The sequence below is a fragment of the Streptomyces sp. NPDC096324 genome, from assembly GCF_044763015.1.
Classification (GTDB): domain Bacteria; phylum Actinomycetota; class Actinomycetes; order Streptomycetales; family Streptomycetaceae; genus Streptomyces.
Window position 1 is genome coordinate 218,623 of record NZ_JBIWFK010000001.1, and the last position, 16,092, is coordinate 234,714.

Below are 16,092 nucleotides of genomic sequence, written 5' to 3' on the forward strand. Positions count from 1 at the left end.
TCGAATGGACCGGATGGATCGCGTGGACTTCAAGCCGACCGTGTTCCCCCAGCTCACCGCTGGCGACATGGACGCGGCCGCCGACGCGTACGCCGCCGCGCCGTTGCTGAATTGTCTCCTCCGCGAACTCGCCGACCCCACGGGGGAACCGGGCGTGTTCCGGCTGCGCGCGAGCGGCCGGGAACTGCGCGTACGCGGCACGCGGCGCCCCTTCGCACCCGAACTGCGCGCCGACGGAGCCCGCCGGCGGCTCACCCACCCGGAGCTGATCGCACTCGCCGCCGGAGAACTGCGCGAGTTCACCGGCGTGGACAACACCGGGCTGCCCGCGGAGATGACCGACAGCCGGGACGTGGTCGCGGCCCTCCTGCGCGCCCGCGCCCGCACGACACCCCCCGAGGACCCGTATCTGCGGTCCGAACAGTCCCTGATCATGGGGCACCCGTACCACCCGGCACCCAAGACCCGCGGCGGCGGCCCGGCCTCCGGCTGGCTGCCGTACGCGCCCGAGGCGTACACCCGCTTCCCGCTGGAACTGCTCGCCGTGCGGGAGGACGCGGTCGTCGAGGAGGGCGACACACGGGCCCTCGACGCGCTGGGCCGGGCCCCGGCGGGCTACCGGCTGCTCCCCGCCCACCCCTGGCAGTTGACGCTGACCGGGTCGATCCCGGCGATCCGGGACGCCTTCGCCGACGGCCGTCTCCTGCGCCTCGGACCGACGGCCCGCCCGCTGTGGCCGACGGCCGCGATCCGCACCCTCTACGCCCCCGAGGACGACCTGTTCGTCAAGTTCAGCCTCGACGTCCGCATCACCAACGACATCCGCCGGCTGTGGCGGCACGACCTCCTGAAGATGCGGGCCACCGACGCGGCCACCGCCGCCGCGTTCGCCGCGCAGGACGGTCCCGCCGCCTGGCTCGGCGACCGCGGCTACCGCACCGCCGGCTTCGCCTTCGAGGAACTCGCCGTCCTGGTCCGCGACGGACTGCGCCCGCACCTCCTCCCCGGCGCCACCCCGCTGCTCGCCGCCGCCCTGGTCGAGGGCTTCGAGGGCAGCCCGCTGGACCGGCTCACCGACCCGGCGGACTGGTGGCACGCGTACCTCCGTCACACCGTGCCCCCGGTGCTGGAGGCGTTCGCCCGCCACGGGGTCGTCGTCGAGGCGCATCTGCAGAACACGCTGGTGGCCGTGGACGGGGACGGCATGCCCGTCCAGGCCCTGTACCGGGACGCGGAGGGCGTGAAACTGCTGCCGGAGGTGACCCGCGCGGCCGGCTGGGAACGGCTCGTCTACTGCCTGGTCGTCAACCACCTCTCCGAACTCGCCGCCCTCCTCGCCGAACGCTTCCCCGGCACGGACCCCTGGCCCGCCGTCCGCGGCGAACTCCGCCACTGCGGCGCGGACCACGACCTCCCCGAGGTCGCCGCCCTGCTCACCTCACCCACTCTCCCGGGCAAGACCAATCTGCTGCTCCGCTGGACATCCGCGGACGGCGCCGCCGCCCGCTACGTCCCGCTGCCGAACCCGCTGGCCGGGACCTGACACCCGCGGCCCCGACCGGGCCGTTCCGGGGTGGGCGTGCGCGGCCGCCGGCGAGTGGCCGTGCTCGCGGCGGTCGCCGCCCCTCGCCGATGATGACGCGCGGTTACTATGGTCACTCCATGCCGGATACCTGGAGCAAGGGGCCCACCGTCGCCGACGGGGCGACCGGAAGGCAGGCTGAAGACTCGGATGGCCTGGGAAAATGCTGAATGACGTCACCGTGACCCGCTACCTCGCGCCCCTGCGCGAGGGCGGCTCGTTGCCGGGACTCGTCGAGGCCGACGACCTGGGGACCTACGTCGTGAAGTTCACGGGGGCCGCCCAGGGTCACAAGGCGCTGGTCGCCGAGATCATCGTCGGTGAGCTGGCCCGGGCCCTCGGCCTGCGCTTCCCCGAACTGGTCCTCGTCCACTTCGACCCGGCCTCCGGCGAGCACGAACCCCATCAGGAGGTCCAGGACCTGCTCCGGGCCAGCGCCGGACTCAACCTCGGCATGGACTACCTGCCGGGCGCGAAGGACTTCACCCCCGAGGTCGCGCGGACGTTCCCGGTCGACCCGCTGGAGGCGGGCAAGGTGATCTGGCTGGACGCCCTCACGGTCAACGTGGACCGGACGGTGCACAGTTCGAACCTGATGATCTGGCCCACCCTCGGCATCGCGCCGCCCCGCCTGTGGCTGATCGACCACGGCGCCGCCCTCGTCTTCCACCACCGCTGGGACGCCTCGGCGCCGGAGAAGGCGTACGACTTCAGGAGCCACGCGCTCGGTGGCCACGGCCCGGACACCCGCGCGGCCGACGCCGAACTGGCGCCGAAGGTCACCGAGGAACTCCTGCGCACGGTCCTGGCGCAGGTGCCCGACGCCTGGCTCATGGACGAGCCGGGCTTCGCGAGCCCCGACGCGGTCCGCGAGGCCTACGTCGGCTACCTCGTCGCCCGTGTCCGCGCCTCCGCCGCCTGGCTCCCCACGGACTTCCCGAGCCGCGAACAGCTCGCGGCCGAGGACGCCGACCGCGCGGAGCGGACCCAGCGGGGCCGCCCGGACTGGCTCAAGCGCGTCCCCGACCTGCACGGCAAACCGGCGGCGGAACAGGATTGGTCGGTGCATCTGGGATGACGGACGTCCAGCGGGTCCAGATCGAGTACTGCACCCAGTGCCGCTGGCTGCCCCGCGCGGCCTGGCTGGCCCAGGAACTGCTCACCACCTTCGAGGCGGAGCTCGACGAACTGTCCCTGAAGCCCGGCACCGGCGGGGTCTTCGTCGTCCGGGTCAACGACGAGGTGATCTGGGACCGCCGCGAACAGGGCTTCCCCGAGCCCACCGCGGTCAAGCGCCTGGTGCGCGACCGAGTGGCCCCGGAGAGATCCCTGGGCCACTCGGACCGTACGGCGGACGGGGTGGACGGGGCGGACGGGGCGGGCGCGGCGGAGTGAGCCGGGTCAGCCGGTGAGCTGCTCGTAGGCGGGCAGGGTGAGGAAGTCCGCGTAGTCCTCGTCCAGCGCGACCTTCAGCAGCAGGTCGTGCGCCTGCTGCCAGCGGCCGGCCGCGAAGGTCTCCTCACCGATCTCGGCGCGGATGTCCGCGAGTTCCCGCGCGGCGATCTCGCGGGCCAGCTCCGGGGTGGCCGCCACGGTCCCGCCGTCGTGCTCGAAGACGACACCCGCGTTGATCCACTGCCAGATCTGCGAGCGCGAGATCTCGGCGGTGGCGGCGTCCTCCATGAGGTTGAAGATGGCGACCGCGCCCAGGCCGCGCAACCAGGCCTCGATGTAACGGATGCCGACCTGCACGGCGTTGACCAGACCGGCGTACGTGGGCCGCGCGTCGAGCGAGTCGACGGCGATGAGGTCTCCGGCCGCGACCGACACGTCCTCGCGCAGCCGGTCCTTCTGGTTCGGCCGGTCGCCGAGGACGGCGTCGAAGGAGGCCAGCGCGATGGGGACGAGGTCGGGGTGGGCTACCCACGAGCCGTCGAAGCCGTCGCCCGCCTCACGGTCCTTGTCGGCCTTGACCTTCTCGAAGGCGACCTTGTTGACCTCCTCGTCGCGCCGCGAGGGGATGAACGCGGCCATGCCGCCGATCGCGTGGGCGCCGCGCCGGTGGCAGGTGCGGACGAGGAGTTCGGTGTACGCCCGCATGAACGGGGCCGTCATCGTCACCGCGTTGCGGTCCGGAAGGACGAACTTGGTCCCGCCGTCACGGAAGTTCTTGACGATGGAGAAGAGGTAGTCCCAGCGGCCCGCGTTCAATCCGGAGGCGTGGTCGCGGAGTTCGTAGAGGATCTCGTCCATCTCGTACGCGGCCGTGATCGTCTCGATCAGGACGGTCGCCCGGACCGAGCCCTGCGGGACGCCGACGTAGTCCTGCGCGAAGACGAACACGTCGTTCCACAGGCGGGCTTCGAGGTGGGACTCGGTCTTGGGCAGATAGAAGTACGGGCCCTTGCCGAGGTCGAGCAGCCGCCGCGCGTTGTGGAAGAAGTAGAGACCGAAGTCGACGAGCGCGCCGGGCACGGGCGTGCCGTCGGCGGCGACGAGGTGACGCTCGTTCAGATGCCAGCCGCGCGGCCGCATCACGACGGTCGCGAGTTCGGCGTCCGGCCGGAGGGCGTACGACTTTCCGGAGCCCGCGTCGGTGAAGTCGATGCTCCGGGTGTAGGCGTCGATCAGATTGAGCTGACCGGTGACCACGTTCTCCCAGGTGGGCGCCGAGGCGTCCTCGAAGTCCGCGAGCCAGACGCGGGCGCCGGAGTTCAGGGCGTTGATGGTCATCTTGCGGTCGGTGGGGCCGGTGATCTCGACCCGGCGGTCCTCCAGCGCGGCCGGCGCCGGGGCCACCTTCCAGGAGTCGTCCGCGCGGATCGCGGCGGTCTCCGGGAGGAAGTCGAGCGTGGAGGTGCGGGCGATCTCGGCGCGCCGCTCCGCGCGGCGGGCGAGGAGCTCGTCACGCCGGTGCGTGAACAGCCGGTGCAGCTCGGCCACGAAGGCGAGGGCCGCTTCGGTGAGGACCTCCTCCTGCCGGGGCAGGGGCTCGGCGTCGACGATGGCCAGCGGGGACGGCGCTGGTGCGGACATGAGCTGTCACTCCTTCAGCGAGCTGCGTGCGGGCGAGCCGGTCGTGGCGATCCGCGTACGGGGCCTGCGGGCGCGCCGCATGCCGGTCGGACGAGCGAATCACGGAAGGCGTCACCGCGCCTGGCACCCGGTGCCGCGGCCCACGCGGGCCGGGCCGGGCGCCTTCGGCGGGGCGAGGCGCTTCTGATCAGTGGATACTAATTTCCTCATGGTGGAAGTTCAATGATTTGTTGATGTCGAGATTCTCCAGGTCGACGGGAGGTGGCGCTCGGTGCCACCCCGTTCACTCAAGGTGGACCAGGTCGGCCTCCGTGTCGATGTCGTACGCCCGTGCCACGTCCCCGCACTCGACGAGGACGAGGGTGTCCGCGTGGGCCTTCAGATAGGCCCGCGCCCCCCGGTCGCCGGTGGCGGCCGCCGCGATCCCGGCCCAGTGACCGGCCCCGAACAGCACCGGATGGCCGCGTTCACCGTCGTACGCCGCCGCGGCGAGCGTCAGCGGGGAGGCGTACGCGGCCAGCACCCGGGCCACCGCCTCCCGGCCGATCCCCGGCTGGTCGACCAGCGACACCAGCGCGGCCCGCGCCCCCGAGTCCGCCAGCGAGTCGAGCCCGGCCCGCAGCGAGGAGCCCATGCCCTCCTCCCAGCGGGGGTTGTCCACGAGGACGCACCCGGCCAGCGACGCCTGATCCCGTACGGCGTCGGCCCGGGCGCCGAGCACGACATGGACGCGGGCGCAGCCGCCGGCCCGCAGCTCCTCCACCGCGTGCTCGACGAGGGGCCTTCCCCGGTGGGTCAGCAGCGCCTTGGGGCGGCCCCCGAGACGCCGTCCGCCTCCGGCGGCCAGCACCAGCCCCGCCACCTCGCCCTTGTTCTCCGTCATGACCCCTGCATACCCGACCCGGCCAGGGCATGCCCCGGAACCCCGGCCGTCACCGCGGTGTCCCCAGGCTGAATTTCGGTCCGCGCAGTGGCGCCCGGCGCACCGGGTGGCGTTTACTGGCCCGCGTCCCCCGGCGCCCGACCACCGCCACGGGGGCTGAAGCCGACATGGGCGGGACCGACGCACAACAGCGTGCGCGAGGGGGAGTGCTGTGTTGCGGAGCTTGGGGCAGAGACCGGTGACGGGCAGCGACGAGGATCCGAGGGTGGCGGGGTTGCGTACCGCCGTCGCCCGGCTGCGCCGTGAACTCGCCGTCCATCCGGTCGAGTTCCCCGACCGGGGCATCGCCGAGGACGAGCTCGCGTCCCTCGCCGCGATGGCCGCCGGAGGCATGCCGGAGATTCCCCGGCTGCGCCGCTCGCTCCTCCTGGTCGCGGGCGCGATCGGCTCGGTGAGCGCACTCGCCACCCGCCTCGCCGACGTCCGCAGCGCGGTCGAACTCTTCGGAGAACCCCCGCACCGAACCCGCCTCTGAGCCGCAGGACGGCTCTAGCGCCCTCTGCGGATGACACCCCGCTCAGTGGCCGCCGCCACGGCCGATGTGCGGGAGTCCACGCCCAACTTCGCGTAGATGTGCACCAGATGGGACTTCACGGTCGCCTGGCTCAGGAACAGCTCCTTGCTGATCCGCTGGTTCGAGAGACCGTCCTTGACCAGTTCGAGCACCTCGAGTTCACGACGGCTGAGGGCCGCGGCCGGAGTGCGCATGCGGTCCATGAGCCGGTCGGCGACCTTCGGGGCGAGCGCCGAGTGACCCGAGGCGGCGGTGCGCACGGCGGCGGACAGCTCCTCGGGAGGGGCGTCCTTGAGGAGGTAGCCACAGGCGCCCGCCTCGACCGCGGCCAGGATGTCCGCGTCGGTGTCGTACGTGGTCAGGACGAGGACCCGGGGTGCGCCCGGGCGTGCCGCGATGGCCGCCGTGGCCTCCGCCCCGTGCATCCCGGCACCGAACTGGAGGTCCATGAGGACCACGTCCACACCGCCCGCCCCGGCCCGCTCCACCGCGTCCTCCGCCGTCGCCGCCTCCGCGACGATCTCGAAGTCCGGTTCCGCGGACAGCACCGCGCGCAGTCCGGCGCGGACGACGGGGTGGTCGTCCGCGAGCAGCAGTCGGACGGTCATACCCGGCTCCCCACGGCGCGTCGGTCCGCGTCGGCCGGCTCCCCGGCGGCGGGGACGGGCAGCGGCAGGGTGACCGCCACCGCCGTGCCCTGACCGGGAGCCGACTCGACGGTGAACGTCCCGCCCAGCGACCGAGCGCGCGAACGCATCGCGGGCAGCCCGAAGCCCCCGTCCGTCGTGTCTCCGCCGACGACGTCCGCGTCGGCGGTGTGTCCGTCCGCCGCGCCCCCGTCTGCCGCGCCCCCGTCCGCGGTGTCCCCGTCCGGGTGGTCCCGGTCCGGACGGTCCCGGTCCGGACGGTCCCGGTCCGGCCGTACGCCGCCGGGGGTGAAGCCGGTGCCGTCGTCCACCACGTCCAGCGCGACCGAGGTGTCCATGCAGCTGAGCGTGATCTCCACGCGATCCGCGTGCGCGTGGCGCAGCGAGTTGCCGAGCGCCGACTGGGCGATCCGCAGCAGGGCCACCTCGTACGGGGTCGGAAGCCCGGCCGGCGTGCCGCTCACCGAGAAGCGGACCTTCGGCGTGTCCACGGCGGCCGACCGGCACAGCCGCTCCAGCGCGGCGGCCAGCGAGCCGCGCTCCAGATCGGGAGGGGTGAGCGCGCGGACGAAGCGGCGGGCTTCGGCGAGGTTGTCCTGCGCGGTCGCGCGGGCCTGCTCCACATGCGGGGCGGCGGGGGAGTCCGCGGGCAGCAGCCGCTGGGCGGCCCGCATCAGGAGTTGGATGCTGGACAGGCCCTGGGCGAGCGTGTCGTGGATCTCCCGGGCCAGGCGCTCCCGCTCGGCCAGCGTGCCCGCGGCGCGTTCGGCCTCGGCCAGCTCGGCGCGGGTGGTGATCAGCTCCTCGATCAGCTCGCGGCGGCGCTCACTCTCCCGGTACAGCGCCTCGTACCCGAGGACCGTGGCGACCGCGACCCCCGCCCCGAGCAGCGGGCCGATGAACGCGCCGGGGGTGAGGGGCGCGCCGTGCGCCACGAAACTCGCGACGGCCGCCCCGGCGGTCAGGACGACCGCGGGCAGGCTCCAGCGCACAGGCAGCAGGTGAAGTTGCAGGAAGTAGAGCGGGAAAGCGGCCCACAGCCCGTCCGGGGAGAGCGCGACGAGCGCCAGCCAGCTCGCGCCGAGGGCGGCCACCCACAGCGCGGCCGCACGCCGTGAGCGGTGCACCGCGGGGGAGACCGCGCCCGCCACGAGCACCACGCCCGTCACCAGGACCGACAGGACGACAGCCGTCGGGTGCCCGGTGTCCCCGGAGCGGACGGCGGCCAGCAGGAGGAGACCGGCGAGCAGGACGTACAGGCACAGCCGCAGGACGGCGAGGACGGGGGAGTGGCGGGGGACATTCATGGTCGTTCCAGGGTAGGCGGGACAGGGCCCGCCCCGGTCAACCGAAAGGTTGAAAGCGGGCCGCTCCCTTCGTCGGCGCCGCCTCCCTCCCCGGTCCGTGAGCAGGCGTTCCTCCGGTTCCGCCCGGTGCCTCTCCCGGCGGTTCCGACACCCCTCCTTCGGCCCGGCCGAAGCATGCGGCGGCGCGATGCCCCGGACCGGGTGCGGGCGGCAGGCTCGGAGCATGTTCGTCGCATGGAGAGACCTACGGTTCGCCAAGGGGCGGTTCGCCCTGATGGGAGCCGTCGTCGTACTGATCACCCTGCTCGTGGGCCTGCTGTCCGGGCTGACCGCCGGGCTCGCCGAGGAGAACACCTCGGCGGTCACCGCCCTGCCCGCCGACCACCTCGCCTTCGCCGCGCCGGCCGCCGGACAGCCGGTGTCCTTCACCGGCACCCCGATGCCGGCCCACGCCCGGGAGACCTGGGCCGGGCGGCCCGGCGTCACCTCGGCCGAGCCGATCGGCATCCGCACCCTGAACGCCTCCGCCGGGGACCGTACGGCCGCGGTGTCGTCCTTCGCCGTACGGCCGGGCTCGGGCATCGCTCCGGCGGGAGTCGCCCCCGGGCGCGCCGTGCTGTCCGAGAAGGCCGCCGCGGCACTCGGCGTGGGGCGAGGGGACCGGGTGGTGCTCGGCGGCGCCGGGCTGACCGTCGCCGCCGTGGCCGGCCATGCCTCGTACAGCCACACCCCCGTCGTGTGGACCGAGCTCTCCGGTCCGGCGACCGTGCTCGCCCTGTGCACCGACGGAGCCGATCTGCGGGCGGGCGACCGCGCCGCGGGCACGAAGACGTTCACGAGAGGCGAGGCCCTCACCGCCATCGGCTCCTACCGCGCCGAGAACGGCTCGCTCCAGCTCATGCGCGGATTCCTCTTCGTCATCTCGGCGCTCGTCACCGGGGCGTTCTTCACGGTCTGGACGATCCAGCGGTCGCCCGACATCGCGGTCCTCAAAGCCCTGGGCGCCTCCACGCCGTACCTCCTGCGCGACGCGCTGGGCCAGGCCGTCGTCATGCTCACCGCCGGGACGCTGCTCGGCAGCGGGCTCGCGGCCGGAGCCGGCGCACTCGTGCGGGGCGGCGACGTGCCGTACGCCCTGGACGTCACGACCGTGCTCGGACCCGCCGCCGTGACGATCGCGCTCGGGGCACTCGGCGCGGGACTCGCCGTCCGCCGGGTCACGGCCGTGGACCCCCTGACCGCTCTGGCGGGCGCCCGATGAGGACCCCGGCCGGGCTCACCGGCGGGCCCGCGCCCCTTCGCATGATCCAAACGGCGGGCCCCGGGCCCCGGACCGACCGAACCGACGCACAGGAGAGTGCCGCGTGAGCCTGACCCTCGACGACATCACCCTCACCTACCCCGACGGCGACGGCCGTCTGACCGCTCTGGACGGCGTCGGCCTGCGAGTGCCGGCCGGCACGACGACGGCCGTCGTCGGTCCCTCCGGATCCGGCAAGTCCAGCCTCCTCGCGGTCGCCGCGACCCTGGCCGCCCCGGACCGCGGGCGCGTTCTCGTCGGCGGTACGGAGACGGGGGCGCTGACCTCCGCCGAGCGGGCCGTCCTGCGGCGGCGCGAGATCGGCATCGTGTTCCAGCAGCCCAACCTGCTGCCCTCGCTGACCGCGCTGGAACAGCTCCAGGTGATGGGCCACCTGGACGGACGCCGTCAAGTGACCCGGCGCGCACGGGAGTTGCTCGCCGAGGTGGGGCTCGGTGACCTGGCGCACCGGCGTCCGCACCAGTTGTCCGGCGGTCAGCGCCAGCGCGTGAACATCGCCCGCGCGCTGGTCAACGAGCCCTCGGTGCTGCTGGTCGACGAGCCGACCAGCGCCCTCGACCAGGAGCGGGGGACGGCGGTGCTCGACCTGTTGCTGCGGCTCACCCGTGAACGTGCGACGGCGACCGTCCTCGTGACGCACGACCGCGCCCGCCTCGGCGAGACGGACGCGGTACGGGAGATGAGGGACGGGCGCCTGGGGGCGCCGGTCGCGCTGTCGGGGGCAGGGTGACTCGGCCACGGTGTCGGGGACGGAGTGAACCTGTCATGGTGTCGGGGGCGGATGGCTCGGCCGCGGCGCCAGGGACGGGGTGACCTGTCGTGGTGTCGGGGCGCGGTGACCCGGACGTGATGTGTGGGGGCGGTGGTCCGGACGCGACGCCGGGGGCGAAGCGACTCGGCGGAGGCGCCAGGGACGGAGTGACCTGGACGCGGCGCCGGGTGCGGAGTGATCCGGACGGGGGCGGTGTCCGGGTCAGCCGATGCCCGGGCCCGAGCTGGCCAGGGCCTCCGACAGCTCCACCGCGACCTGCTGGAGCACCGGCACGATCTTCTCGGTGGCGGCCTCGGTGACCCGGCCGGCCGGGCCGGAGATCGAGATCGCGGCCGCCGTCGGGGAGTCGGGGACCAGGACCGCCAGGCAGCGGACGCCGATCTCCTGCTCGTTGTCGTCGATCGCGTAACCGGTGCGGCGCACCTCGTCGAGCGCCGCGAGGAAGCCGTCCGCAGTGGTGATCGTCTTCTCCGTCGCGGCGGGCATGCCGGTACGGGCGAGCAGCGCGCGCACCTCGTCGTCCGGGGTGTGGGCCAGCAGCGCCTTGCCGACACCCGTCGAGTGCGGGAGCACCCGGCGGCCCACTTCGGTGAACATGCGCATCGAGTGCTTGGACGGCACCTGGGCGACGTAGACGATCTCGTCCCCGTCGAGCAGCGCCATGTTCGCGGTCTCGCCGGTCTCCTCCACCAGACGCGCCAGATAGGGGCGGGCCCAGGTGCCGAGCAGCCGGGAGGCGGACTCGCCGAGGCGGATCAGCCGGGGGCCGAGGGCGTACCGGCGGTTGGCCTGCTGCCGTACGTATCCGCAGGCCACGAGGGTGCGCATCAGCCGGTGAATGGTGGGCAGCGGCAGCCCGCTGCTCGCGGAGAGCTCGCTCAGACCGACCTCGCCCCCGGCGTCCGCCATGCGCTCCAGCAGATCGAAGGCGCGCTCGAGGGACTGGACGCCGCCACTGGAAGCGGACGATCTGGGGTCGGTGGTGCTGGCGCTGGACGGCGGCACGGCGGCGGTCCTTTCGGGGCGCGGTATCGAGCGGGGTGACCCGAAGACTCTCGAAGGGGGCGGCGGCGGGTGGCGGGCAGGCAGAAGCGCAGCCTACCCGGCAGCCGACGGGCCACCGGGTAGGGTAAGCCACCTTCTGTATGACGGAATAAAGATTCTGCTATGCGGAAAATGCTCGCTCGGGGCGCAGCGGAGGCGGATGCCGGCCGGGCCGGGGGAAGCTGGAGGAATGAGCCCTTGACGGGGCGGAGGTCGGGGTGAAGACTTCTTCAACAGAAAGTTGAATTCCGTTACGCGGAAGCAACCCGGTGGCAACGGAAGTCGACGGCGGCGGAGAGAGGGGTCCGGGTGTCCGATGCCGAACTGGTGCTGCGCTCGACGCGCGTCATCACGCCCGAGGGGACGCGCGCCGCTTCGGTCGCGGTCGCCGCGGGGACGATCACGGCGGTGCTGCCGTACGACGCCGAGGTGCCGTCCGGCGCCCGGCTCGAGGACCTCGGTGACGACGTCCTGCTGCCCGGGCTCGTCGACACCCACGTCCATGTGAACGACCCCGGCCGCACCGAGTGGGAGGGTTTCTGGACCGCGACCCGCGCCGCGGCCGCCGGTGGCATCACGACCCTGATCGACATGCCGCTCAACTCCCTCCCGCCGACGACGACGGTCGACCACCTCCGTACGAAACAGGACGTCGCCCGCTCCAAGGCGCACATCGACGTCGGCTTCTGGGGCGGCGCGCTGCCCGGCAACGTCAAGGATCTCCAACCCCTCCACGAGGCGGGGGTGTTCGGGTTCAAGGCGTTCCTTTCACCGTCCGGGGTCGAGGAGTTCCCCGAACTCGATCAGGACGAGCTCGCCCGGTCCCTCGCCGAGATCGCCGGCTTCGGCGGCCTGCTGATCGTGCACGCCGAGGACCCGCACCACCTGGCCGCCGCCCCGCAGAAGGGCGGCCGCAAGTACGCCGATTTCCTGGCCTCGCGCCCCCGGGACGCCGAGGACACCGCCATCGAGAGCCTGGTCGCGCAGGCCGGGCGTCTCGACGCGCGGGTGCACGTGCTGCACCTGTCGTCGAGCGACGCGCTCCCGCTGATCGCCGCGGCCAAGGCGGACGGCGTCCGGCTCACGGTGGAGACCTGCCCGCACTACCTCACCCTGACCGCCGAGGAAGTCCCGGACGGTGCCAGCGAGTTCAAGTGCTGTCCGCCCATCCGCGAGGCCGCCAACCAGGACCTGCTGTGGCGGGCGCTGGCCGACGGCACCATCGACTGCGTGGTCACCGACCACTCCCCGTCGACCGCCGACCTCAAGACGGACGACTTCGCGACCGCGTGGGGCGGCATCTCCGGACTCCAGTTGAGCCTCGCCGCCGTGTGGACCGAGGCGCGCGGACGCGGCCACGGCCTGGAGGACGTGGTCCGCTGGATGTCCTCCCGCACGGCCGAACTGGTCGGCCTGGGCGGCAGGAAGGGCGCCATCGCCGCGGGCCACGACGCCGACTTCGCGGTGTTCGCCCCCGACGAGACCTTCACCGTCGACCCCGCCGCGCTCCAGCATCGCAACCGGGTGACGGCGTACGCGGGCAGGACCCTCGACGGCGTCGTGAGGTCGACCTGGCTGCGCGGCGAACGCGTCTTCGCGGACGGCGAGTTCACCGATCCGCGGGGTCACCTCCTGACCCGTACGACCTGACCCCCCACCCCGCCCGAACCCCAGCCTCGACCCGACCCGATCCTCCCGCCCCGACCGATCCTCCAGCCCCGACCCGATCCTCCCGCCCCGCGGCGGCCCGACTCCCGAAAGGAACCCCTGATCACCGTGACGGCGACCCAGAGCTTCACCGGAGACGCGCACCCCTACGGCGGCGGTGACCCGTACGCGGACTACCGCACCGCCGACTTCCCCTTCACCCGGTACGCCAACCTGGCGGACCGGCAGCTCGGCGCGGGTGTGGTCGCCGCCAACGACGAGTTCTTCGCCCAGCGCGAGAACCTTCTCGTGGCCGGGCCCGCCGAGTTCGACCCCGAGCACTTCGGTCACAAGGGCAAGGTCATGGACGGCTGGGAGACCCGGCGGCGCCGCGGTGCCTCCGCCGAGCACCCGTGGCCGGCCGCCGAGGACCACGACTGGGCCCTGGTGCGGCTCGGCGCCCCCGGTGTGATCCGCGGGATCGTCGTCGACACCGCCCACTTCCGCGGCAACTATCCGCAGGCGGTGTCGGTCGAGGGCGCCTCGGTGCCCGGTTCGCCCTCACCCGAGGAACTCCTGGCGGACGAGGTGAAGTGGACGACCCTGGTACCACGCACACCGGTCGGCGGTCACGCCGCCAACGGATTCGCCGTCTCCGTCGAGCAGCGCTTCACCCACCTGCGGGTCAACCAGCATCCCGACGGGGGCATCGCGCGACTGCGGGTGTACGGCGAGGTCGTGCCCGACCCGCGCTGGCTGTCCGCCCTCGGCACCTTCGACGTGGTCGCCCTGGAGAACGGCGGACAGGTCGAGGACGCCTCCGACCTCTTCTACTCACCGGCCACCAACACCATCCAGCCCGGCCGTTCACGCAAGATGGACGACGGCTGGGAGACCCGCAGGCGACGCGACGACGGCAACGACTGGATCCGCTACCGGCTCGTCGCCCGGTCCGAGATCCGCGCCGTCGAGATCGACACGGCGTACCTGAAGGGCAACAGCGCCGGATGGGCCTCGGTGTCGGTGCGCGACGGAGACGCGGGGGAGGGGGAGTGGACGGAGATCCTGCCCCGCACCCGGCTCCAGCCCGACACCAATCACCGCTTCACCCTCGCCGCACCCGCCGTCGCCACGCACGCGCGCGTGGACATCTTCCCGGACGGCGGCATCTCCCGCCTGCGCCTCTTCGGCTCCCTGACGGAGGAGGGGGCGTCCCGCCTGGCGGCACGCCACCAGGAACTGGGCGGCTGAGCCGCCCAGTTCCGCAGCCGGGCGAACCGTCACCGGGGCCTACGCGGGGGCCGTCCCGGAGAGGGCCCCCGCGCTGCGGTCACTGGCCCGCACCCTAGGCAAGGGGCCCCGCCAGGGGGCTCATCGCGTGCGCTGCCCCGGCAGAGGCCGCCCCCCCCGCACGGGCCCCTCGGCATGCGCTGCCCCTCGGCGTTGGCTGCCCCTCGGCCGGACTCGCTCCCACGGCCGGGGGTCCCCCCGACAGGGGCTGCCCTTTGTACGGAGCTGGTCCCCCGGCAGGGGATCTCCCCGGCATGGGCTGCCCCGCCCGCAAGGGCGCCCGCACCCGCGCTCCGGTCCTCACGCCGCGTGTCCGCCGTCCACCGCGAACTCCGCCCCCGTGACGTAGGCCGCCTCGCCGCCCGCCAGATACGCGACGATCGACGCGACCTCTTCGGCGGCGCCGAAGCGGCCCACGGCGGTCATCGCGCTCTGACCCGCCGCGTAGGGGCCGTTCGCCGGGTTCATGTCCGTGTCGACGGGGCCGGGATGGACGATGTTGGCGGTGATCCCGCGGTCGCCGAGTTCCCGCGCCAGTGCCTTGGTCAGGCCGATCAGCGCGGACTTGCTCATCGCGTAGAGCGTCCCTCCCGGACCGGGGACGCGCTGGGTCATGCAACTGCCGATCGTGACGATCCGCCCGCCGTCCCCGAGGTGCGGCGCGGCCGACCGGGAAGCCAGGAAGACCCCCCGGACATTCACGTCGAGCACCCGGTCCACGTCCGCCAGGGTCAGGGATGCGAGCGGACCCAGCACCCCCACCCCCGCGTTGTTGACGAGGACGTCGAGCCGCCCGAACTCCGCGACGACCCTGTCCGCCACCGTGCCGGCCTCCGCCGCGTCGGAGGCGTCCGCCCTCAGGGCGAGTCCCCTGCGCCCGAGCGCCTCGACACCCCGTACGACGTCCTCCGCGGCCTCCTTGCCGCTCACATAGGTGACGGCCACGTCCGCGCCCTCGCGGGCCAGCCGCAGCGCCGTCGCGGCCCCGATGCCCCGGCTCCCGCCGGTCACGAGGGCCACCTTGCCGTTCATGTCTCGCTGAGAAGTCATGGACCCATCCCAGCCGTTCGAGCCGTGTGGCGCTGGCGGCCAACGGACACCGACATCGGTGGATGACATGATGATCGACGACATAGGGCGACGGCGGAACGAGGAAGCCGGTGTGAATCCGGCGCGGTCCCGCCACTGTGACCGGTGACTGCGCTGCGGCAGGCCACCGCCCCGACCGGGGCGGGGAGGCGGAGCGTTCAAGGATCCGGGAGCCAGGAGACTCACGCGGTCGCCTCCTCGAGCGACACCGGGGCGGATCTCCCCGGGAGGGGAGTGGTGTGCCGTGCCCGAGACACCTTCGGAAGAGACACCGGGGGAGCCCGTGGTGGGCGGACCCGTTCCGTGCCGGGTCGTCGTGTGCCGGGACTGCTGCTGCGGCAGTCCCAAGGTGACCGGAGTGGATCACGCCGCACAGACCGCGCGGCTGCGCGCGGCGGTACCGGTGCGCGTCTCCGAGTGCCTCGACGTGTGCGACCAGGCCAACGTCATCGTCGTACAGCCGTCCGCCGCGGGCCGGGCCGCCGGCGCACGGCCCGTCTGGCTCGGACTCGTCAACGACCCCGACGCGACCGAGGACATCGTGGCCTGGGTGCGCGCCGGCGGTCCCGGACTGGCTCCGCCGCCGGACATCCTCGATCTGTACACCTTCACCCCACCGAGGCGCCCGGCGGATTCCTGAAGCCCGCGCACCTCACGTGGAACGACCGGCCCCGGGGCACCGAGCGTGACGTCCCGGGGCTTTCCGATGCCCTGTCAGGACGTAACAGGCCAAGGACGTTTGCGTCCAGCCGATCTCTCTTCCACCCCTCGTGACCTGCGGCGAAAGTAGTTCTTGCCACCGGGAGATCCGCCCGGGACGACCTCCACGGCTGCACCTGCAGGGCAGCCGGGCGGTCGGTGACGTGCCTTCGCCCGTTCGACTTCACACCGCAGGAGAGA

General features: G+C 73.2%; 15 protein-coding genes and 1 riboswitch. Of the genes, 9 read left to right on the top strand and 6 right to left on the bottom strand.

Annotated features, from left to right (window positions below):
* Positions 1-4 precede the first annotated feature (4 nt).
* The 3 genes from ACIQ7M_RS00900 (at position 5) to ACIQ7M_RS00910 (ending at position 2,977) form a co-directional block, all read left to right on the top strand.
* On the top strand, positions 5-1,543 hold the full coding sequence (locus ACIQ7M_RS00900; protein ID WP_403639207.1) for an IucA/IucC family protein: 1,539 nt from the start codon (positions 5-7) through the stop codon (positions 1,541-1,543).
* Positions 1,544-1,745: 202 nt separating this feature from the next.
* Entirely contained in the window at positions 1,746-2,660 is a 915-nt protein-coding gene (locus tag ACIQ7M_RS00905; RefSeq protein ID WP_403638438.1) for a HipA family kinase, read from the top strand.
* The gene (locus ACIQ7M_RS00910; RefSeq protein WP_403638440.1) at positions 2,657-2,977 is read left to right on the top strand and encodes a SelT/SelW/SelH family protein; all 321 of its coding nucleotides are present in this window, start codon (positions 2,657-2,659) and stop codon (positions 2,975-2,977) included. Before ACIQ7M_RS00905 ends, ACIQ7M_RS00910 begins: the two co-directional genes overlap by 4 nt.
* A 6-nt stretch (positions 2,978-2,983) precedes the next feature.
* Here the strand turns inward: ACIQ7M_RS00910 and aceB are convergent, their stop codons facing one another.
* Together aceB and ACIQ7M_RS00920 are read right to left on the bottom strand one after the other, a co-directional pair.
* On the bottom strand, positions 2,984-4,618 hold the full coding sequence (aceB, locus tag ACIQ7M_RS00915; protein ID WP_403638442.1) for a malate synthase A: 1,635 nt from the start codon (positions 4,616-4,618) through the stop codon (positions 2,984-2,986).
* A 283-nt stretch (positions 4,619-4,901) separates the two neighbouring features.
* The gene (locus ACIQ7M_RS00920; RefSeq protein WP_403638444.1) at positions 4,902-5,501 is read right to left on the bottom strand and encodes an NTP transferase domain-containing protein; all 600 of its coding nucleotides are present in this window, start codon (positions 5,499-5,501) and stop codon (positions 4,902-4,904) included.
* Between the two features lie 211 nt (positions 5,502-5,712).
* Here ACIQ7M_RS00920 and ACIQ7M_RS00925 point away from each other — a divergent pair, with 211 nt between their 5' ends.
* Positions 5,713-6,036: a DUF5955 family protein gene (locus tag ACIQ7M_RS00925; protein ID WP_355773472.1), complete on the top strand. Its 324-nt coding sequence runs from the start codon at positions 5,713-5,715 to the stop codon at positions 6,034-6,036.
* A 14-nt stretch (positions 6,037-6,050) separates the two neighbouring features.
* Here ACIQ7M_RS00925 and ACIQ7M_RS00930 read toward each other — a convergent pair whose 3' ends face one another.
* Both ACIQ7M_RS00930 and ACIQ7M_RS00935 read right to left on the bottom strand, forming a co-directional pair.
* Positions 6,051-6,683 carry a response regulator gene (locus tag ACIQ7M_RS00930; RefSeq protein ID WP_386985096.1) on the bottom strand — a complete coding sequence of 211 codons (633 nt, stop codon included), beginning with the start codon at positions 6,681-6,683 and terminating at the stop codon, positions 6,051-6,053.
* Positions 6,680-8,029, bottom strand: a complete 1,350-nt coding sequence (locus ACIQ7M_RS00935) for a sensor histidine kinase (protein ID WP_403638446.1) — start codon at positions 8,027-8,029, stop codon at positions 6,680-6,682. Before ACIQ7M_RS00935 ends, ACIQ7M_RS00930 begins: the two co-directional genes overlap by 4 nt.
* Before the next feature lie 223 nt (positions 8,030-8,252).
* Between ACIQ7M_RS00935 and ACIQ7M_RS00940 the strand changes: the two genes are divergently transcribed.
* Together ACIQ7M_RS00940 and ACIQ7M_RS00945 are read left to right on the top strand one after the other, a co-directional pair.
* Complete coding sequence (locus tag ACIQ7M_RS00940; protein WP_403638448.1) at positions 8,253-9,290, top strand: FtsX-like permease family protein; 1,038 nt, start codon at positions 8,253-8,255, stop codon at positions 9,288-9,290.
* Positions 9,291-9,393: 103 nt separating this feature from the next.
* Entirely contained in the window at positions 9,394-10,080 is a 687-nt protein-coding gene (locus tag ACIQ7M_RS00945) for an ABC transporter ATP-binding protein (RefSeq protein WP_403638450.1), read from the top strand.
* Positions 10,081-10,323: 243 nt separating this feature from the next.
* On the opposite strand, the gene ACIQ7M_RS00950 is transcribed toward ACIQ7M_RS00945, so the two are convergent.
* On the bottom strand, positions 10,324-11,127 hold the full coding sequence (locus ACIQ7M_RS00950) for an IclR family transcriptional regulator (protein WP_355772951.1): 804 nt from the start codon (positions 11,125-11,127) through the stop codon (positions 10,324-10,326).
* 348 nt (positions 11,128-11,475) lie between these two features.
* On the opposite strand from ACIQ7M_RS00950, the gene allB reads away from it, so the two are divergent.
* Together allB and alc are read left to right on the top strand one after the other, a co-directional pair.
* Positions 11,476-12,816 (top strand): allantoinase AllB, encoded by a 1,341-nt coding sequence (gene allB / locus ACIQ7M_RS00955; protein ID WP_403638453.1) that lies wholly within the window; start codon positions 11,476-11,478, stop codon positions 12,814-12,816.
* 126 nt (positions 12,817-12,942) lie between these two features.
* Positions 12,943-14,064: an allantoicase gene (gene alc, locus ACIQ7M_RS00960; RefSeq protein ID WP_403638455.1), complete on the top strand. Its 1,122-nt coding sequence runs from the start codon at positions 12,943-12,945 to the stop codon at positions 14,062-14,064.
* 339 nt (positions 14,065-14,403) lie between these two features.
* Here the strand turns inward: alc and ACIQ7M_RS00965 are convergent, their stop codons facing one another.
* A complete protein-coding gene (locus ACIQ7M_RS00965; protein WP_403638457.1) occupies positions 14,404-15,153 on the bottom strand; it encodes a 3-oxoacyl-ACP reductase family protein in 750 nt (249 codons plus the stop codon).
* A 97-nt stretch (positions 15,154-15,250) separates the two neighbouring features.
* Positions 15,251-15,376, top strand: a riboswitch (cobalamin riboswitch).
* Positions 15,377-15,475: 99 nt separating this feature from the next.
* Between ACIQ7M_RS00965 and ACIQ7M_RS00970 the strand changes: the two genes are divergently transcribed.
* Positions 15,476-15,832: a (2Fe-2S) ferredoxin domain-containing protein gene (locus ACIQ7M_RS00970; protein WP_403639209.1), complete on the top strand. Its 357-nt coding sequence runs from the start codon at positions 15,476-15,478 to the stop codon at positions 15,830-15,832.
* The last annotated feature ends 260 nt before the right edge of the window (positions 15,833-16,092 follow it).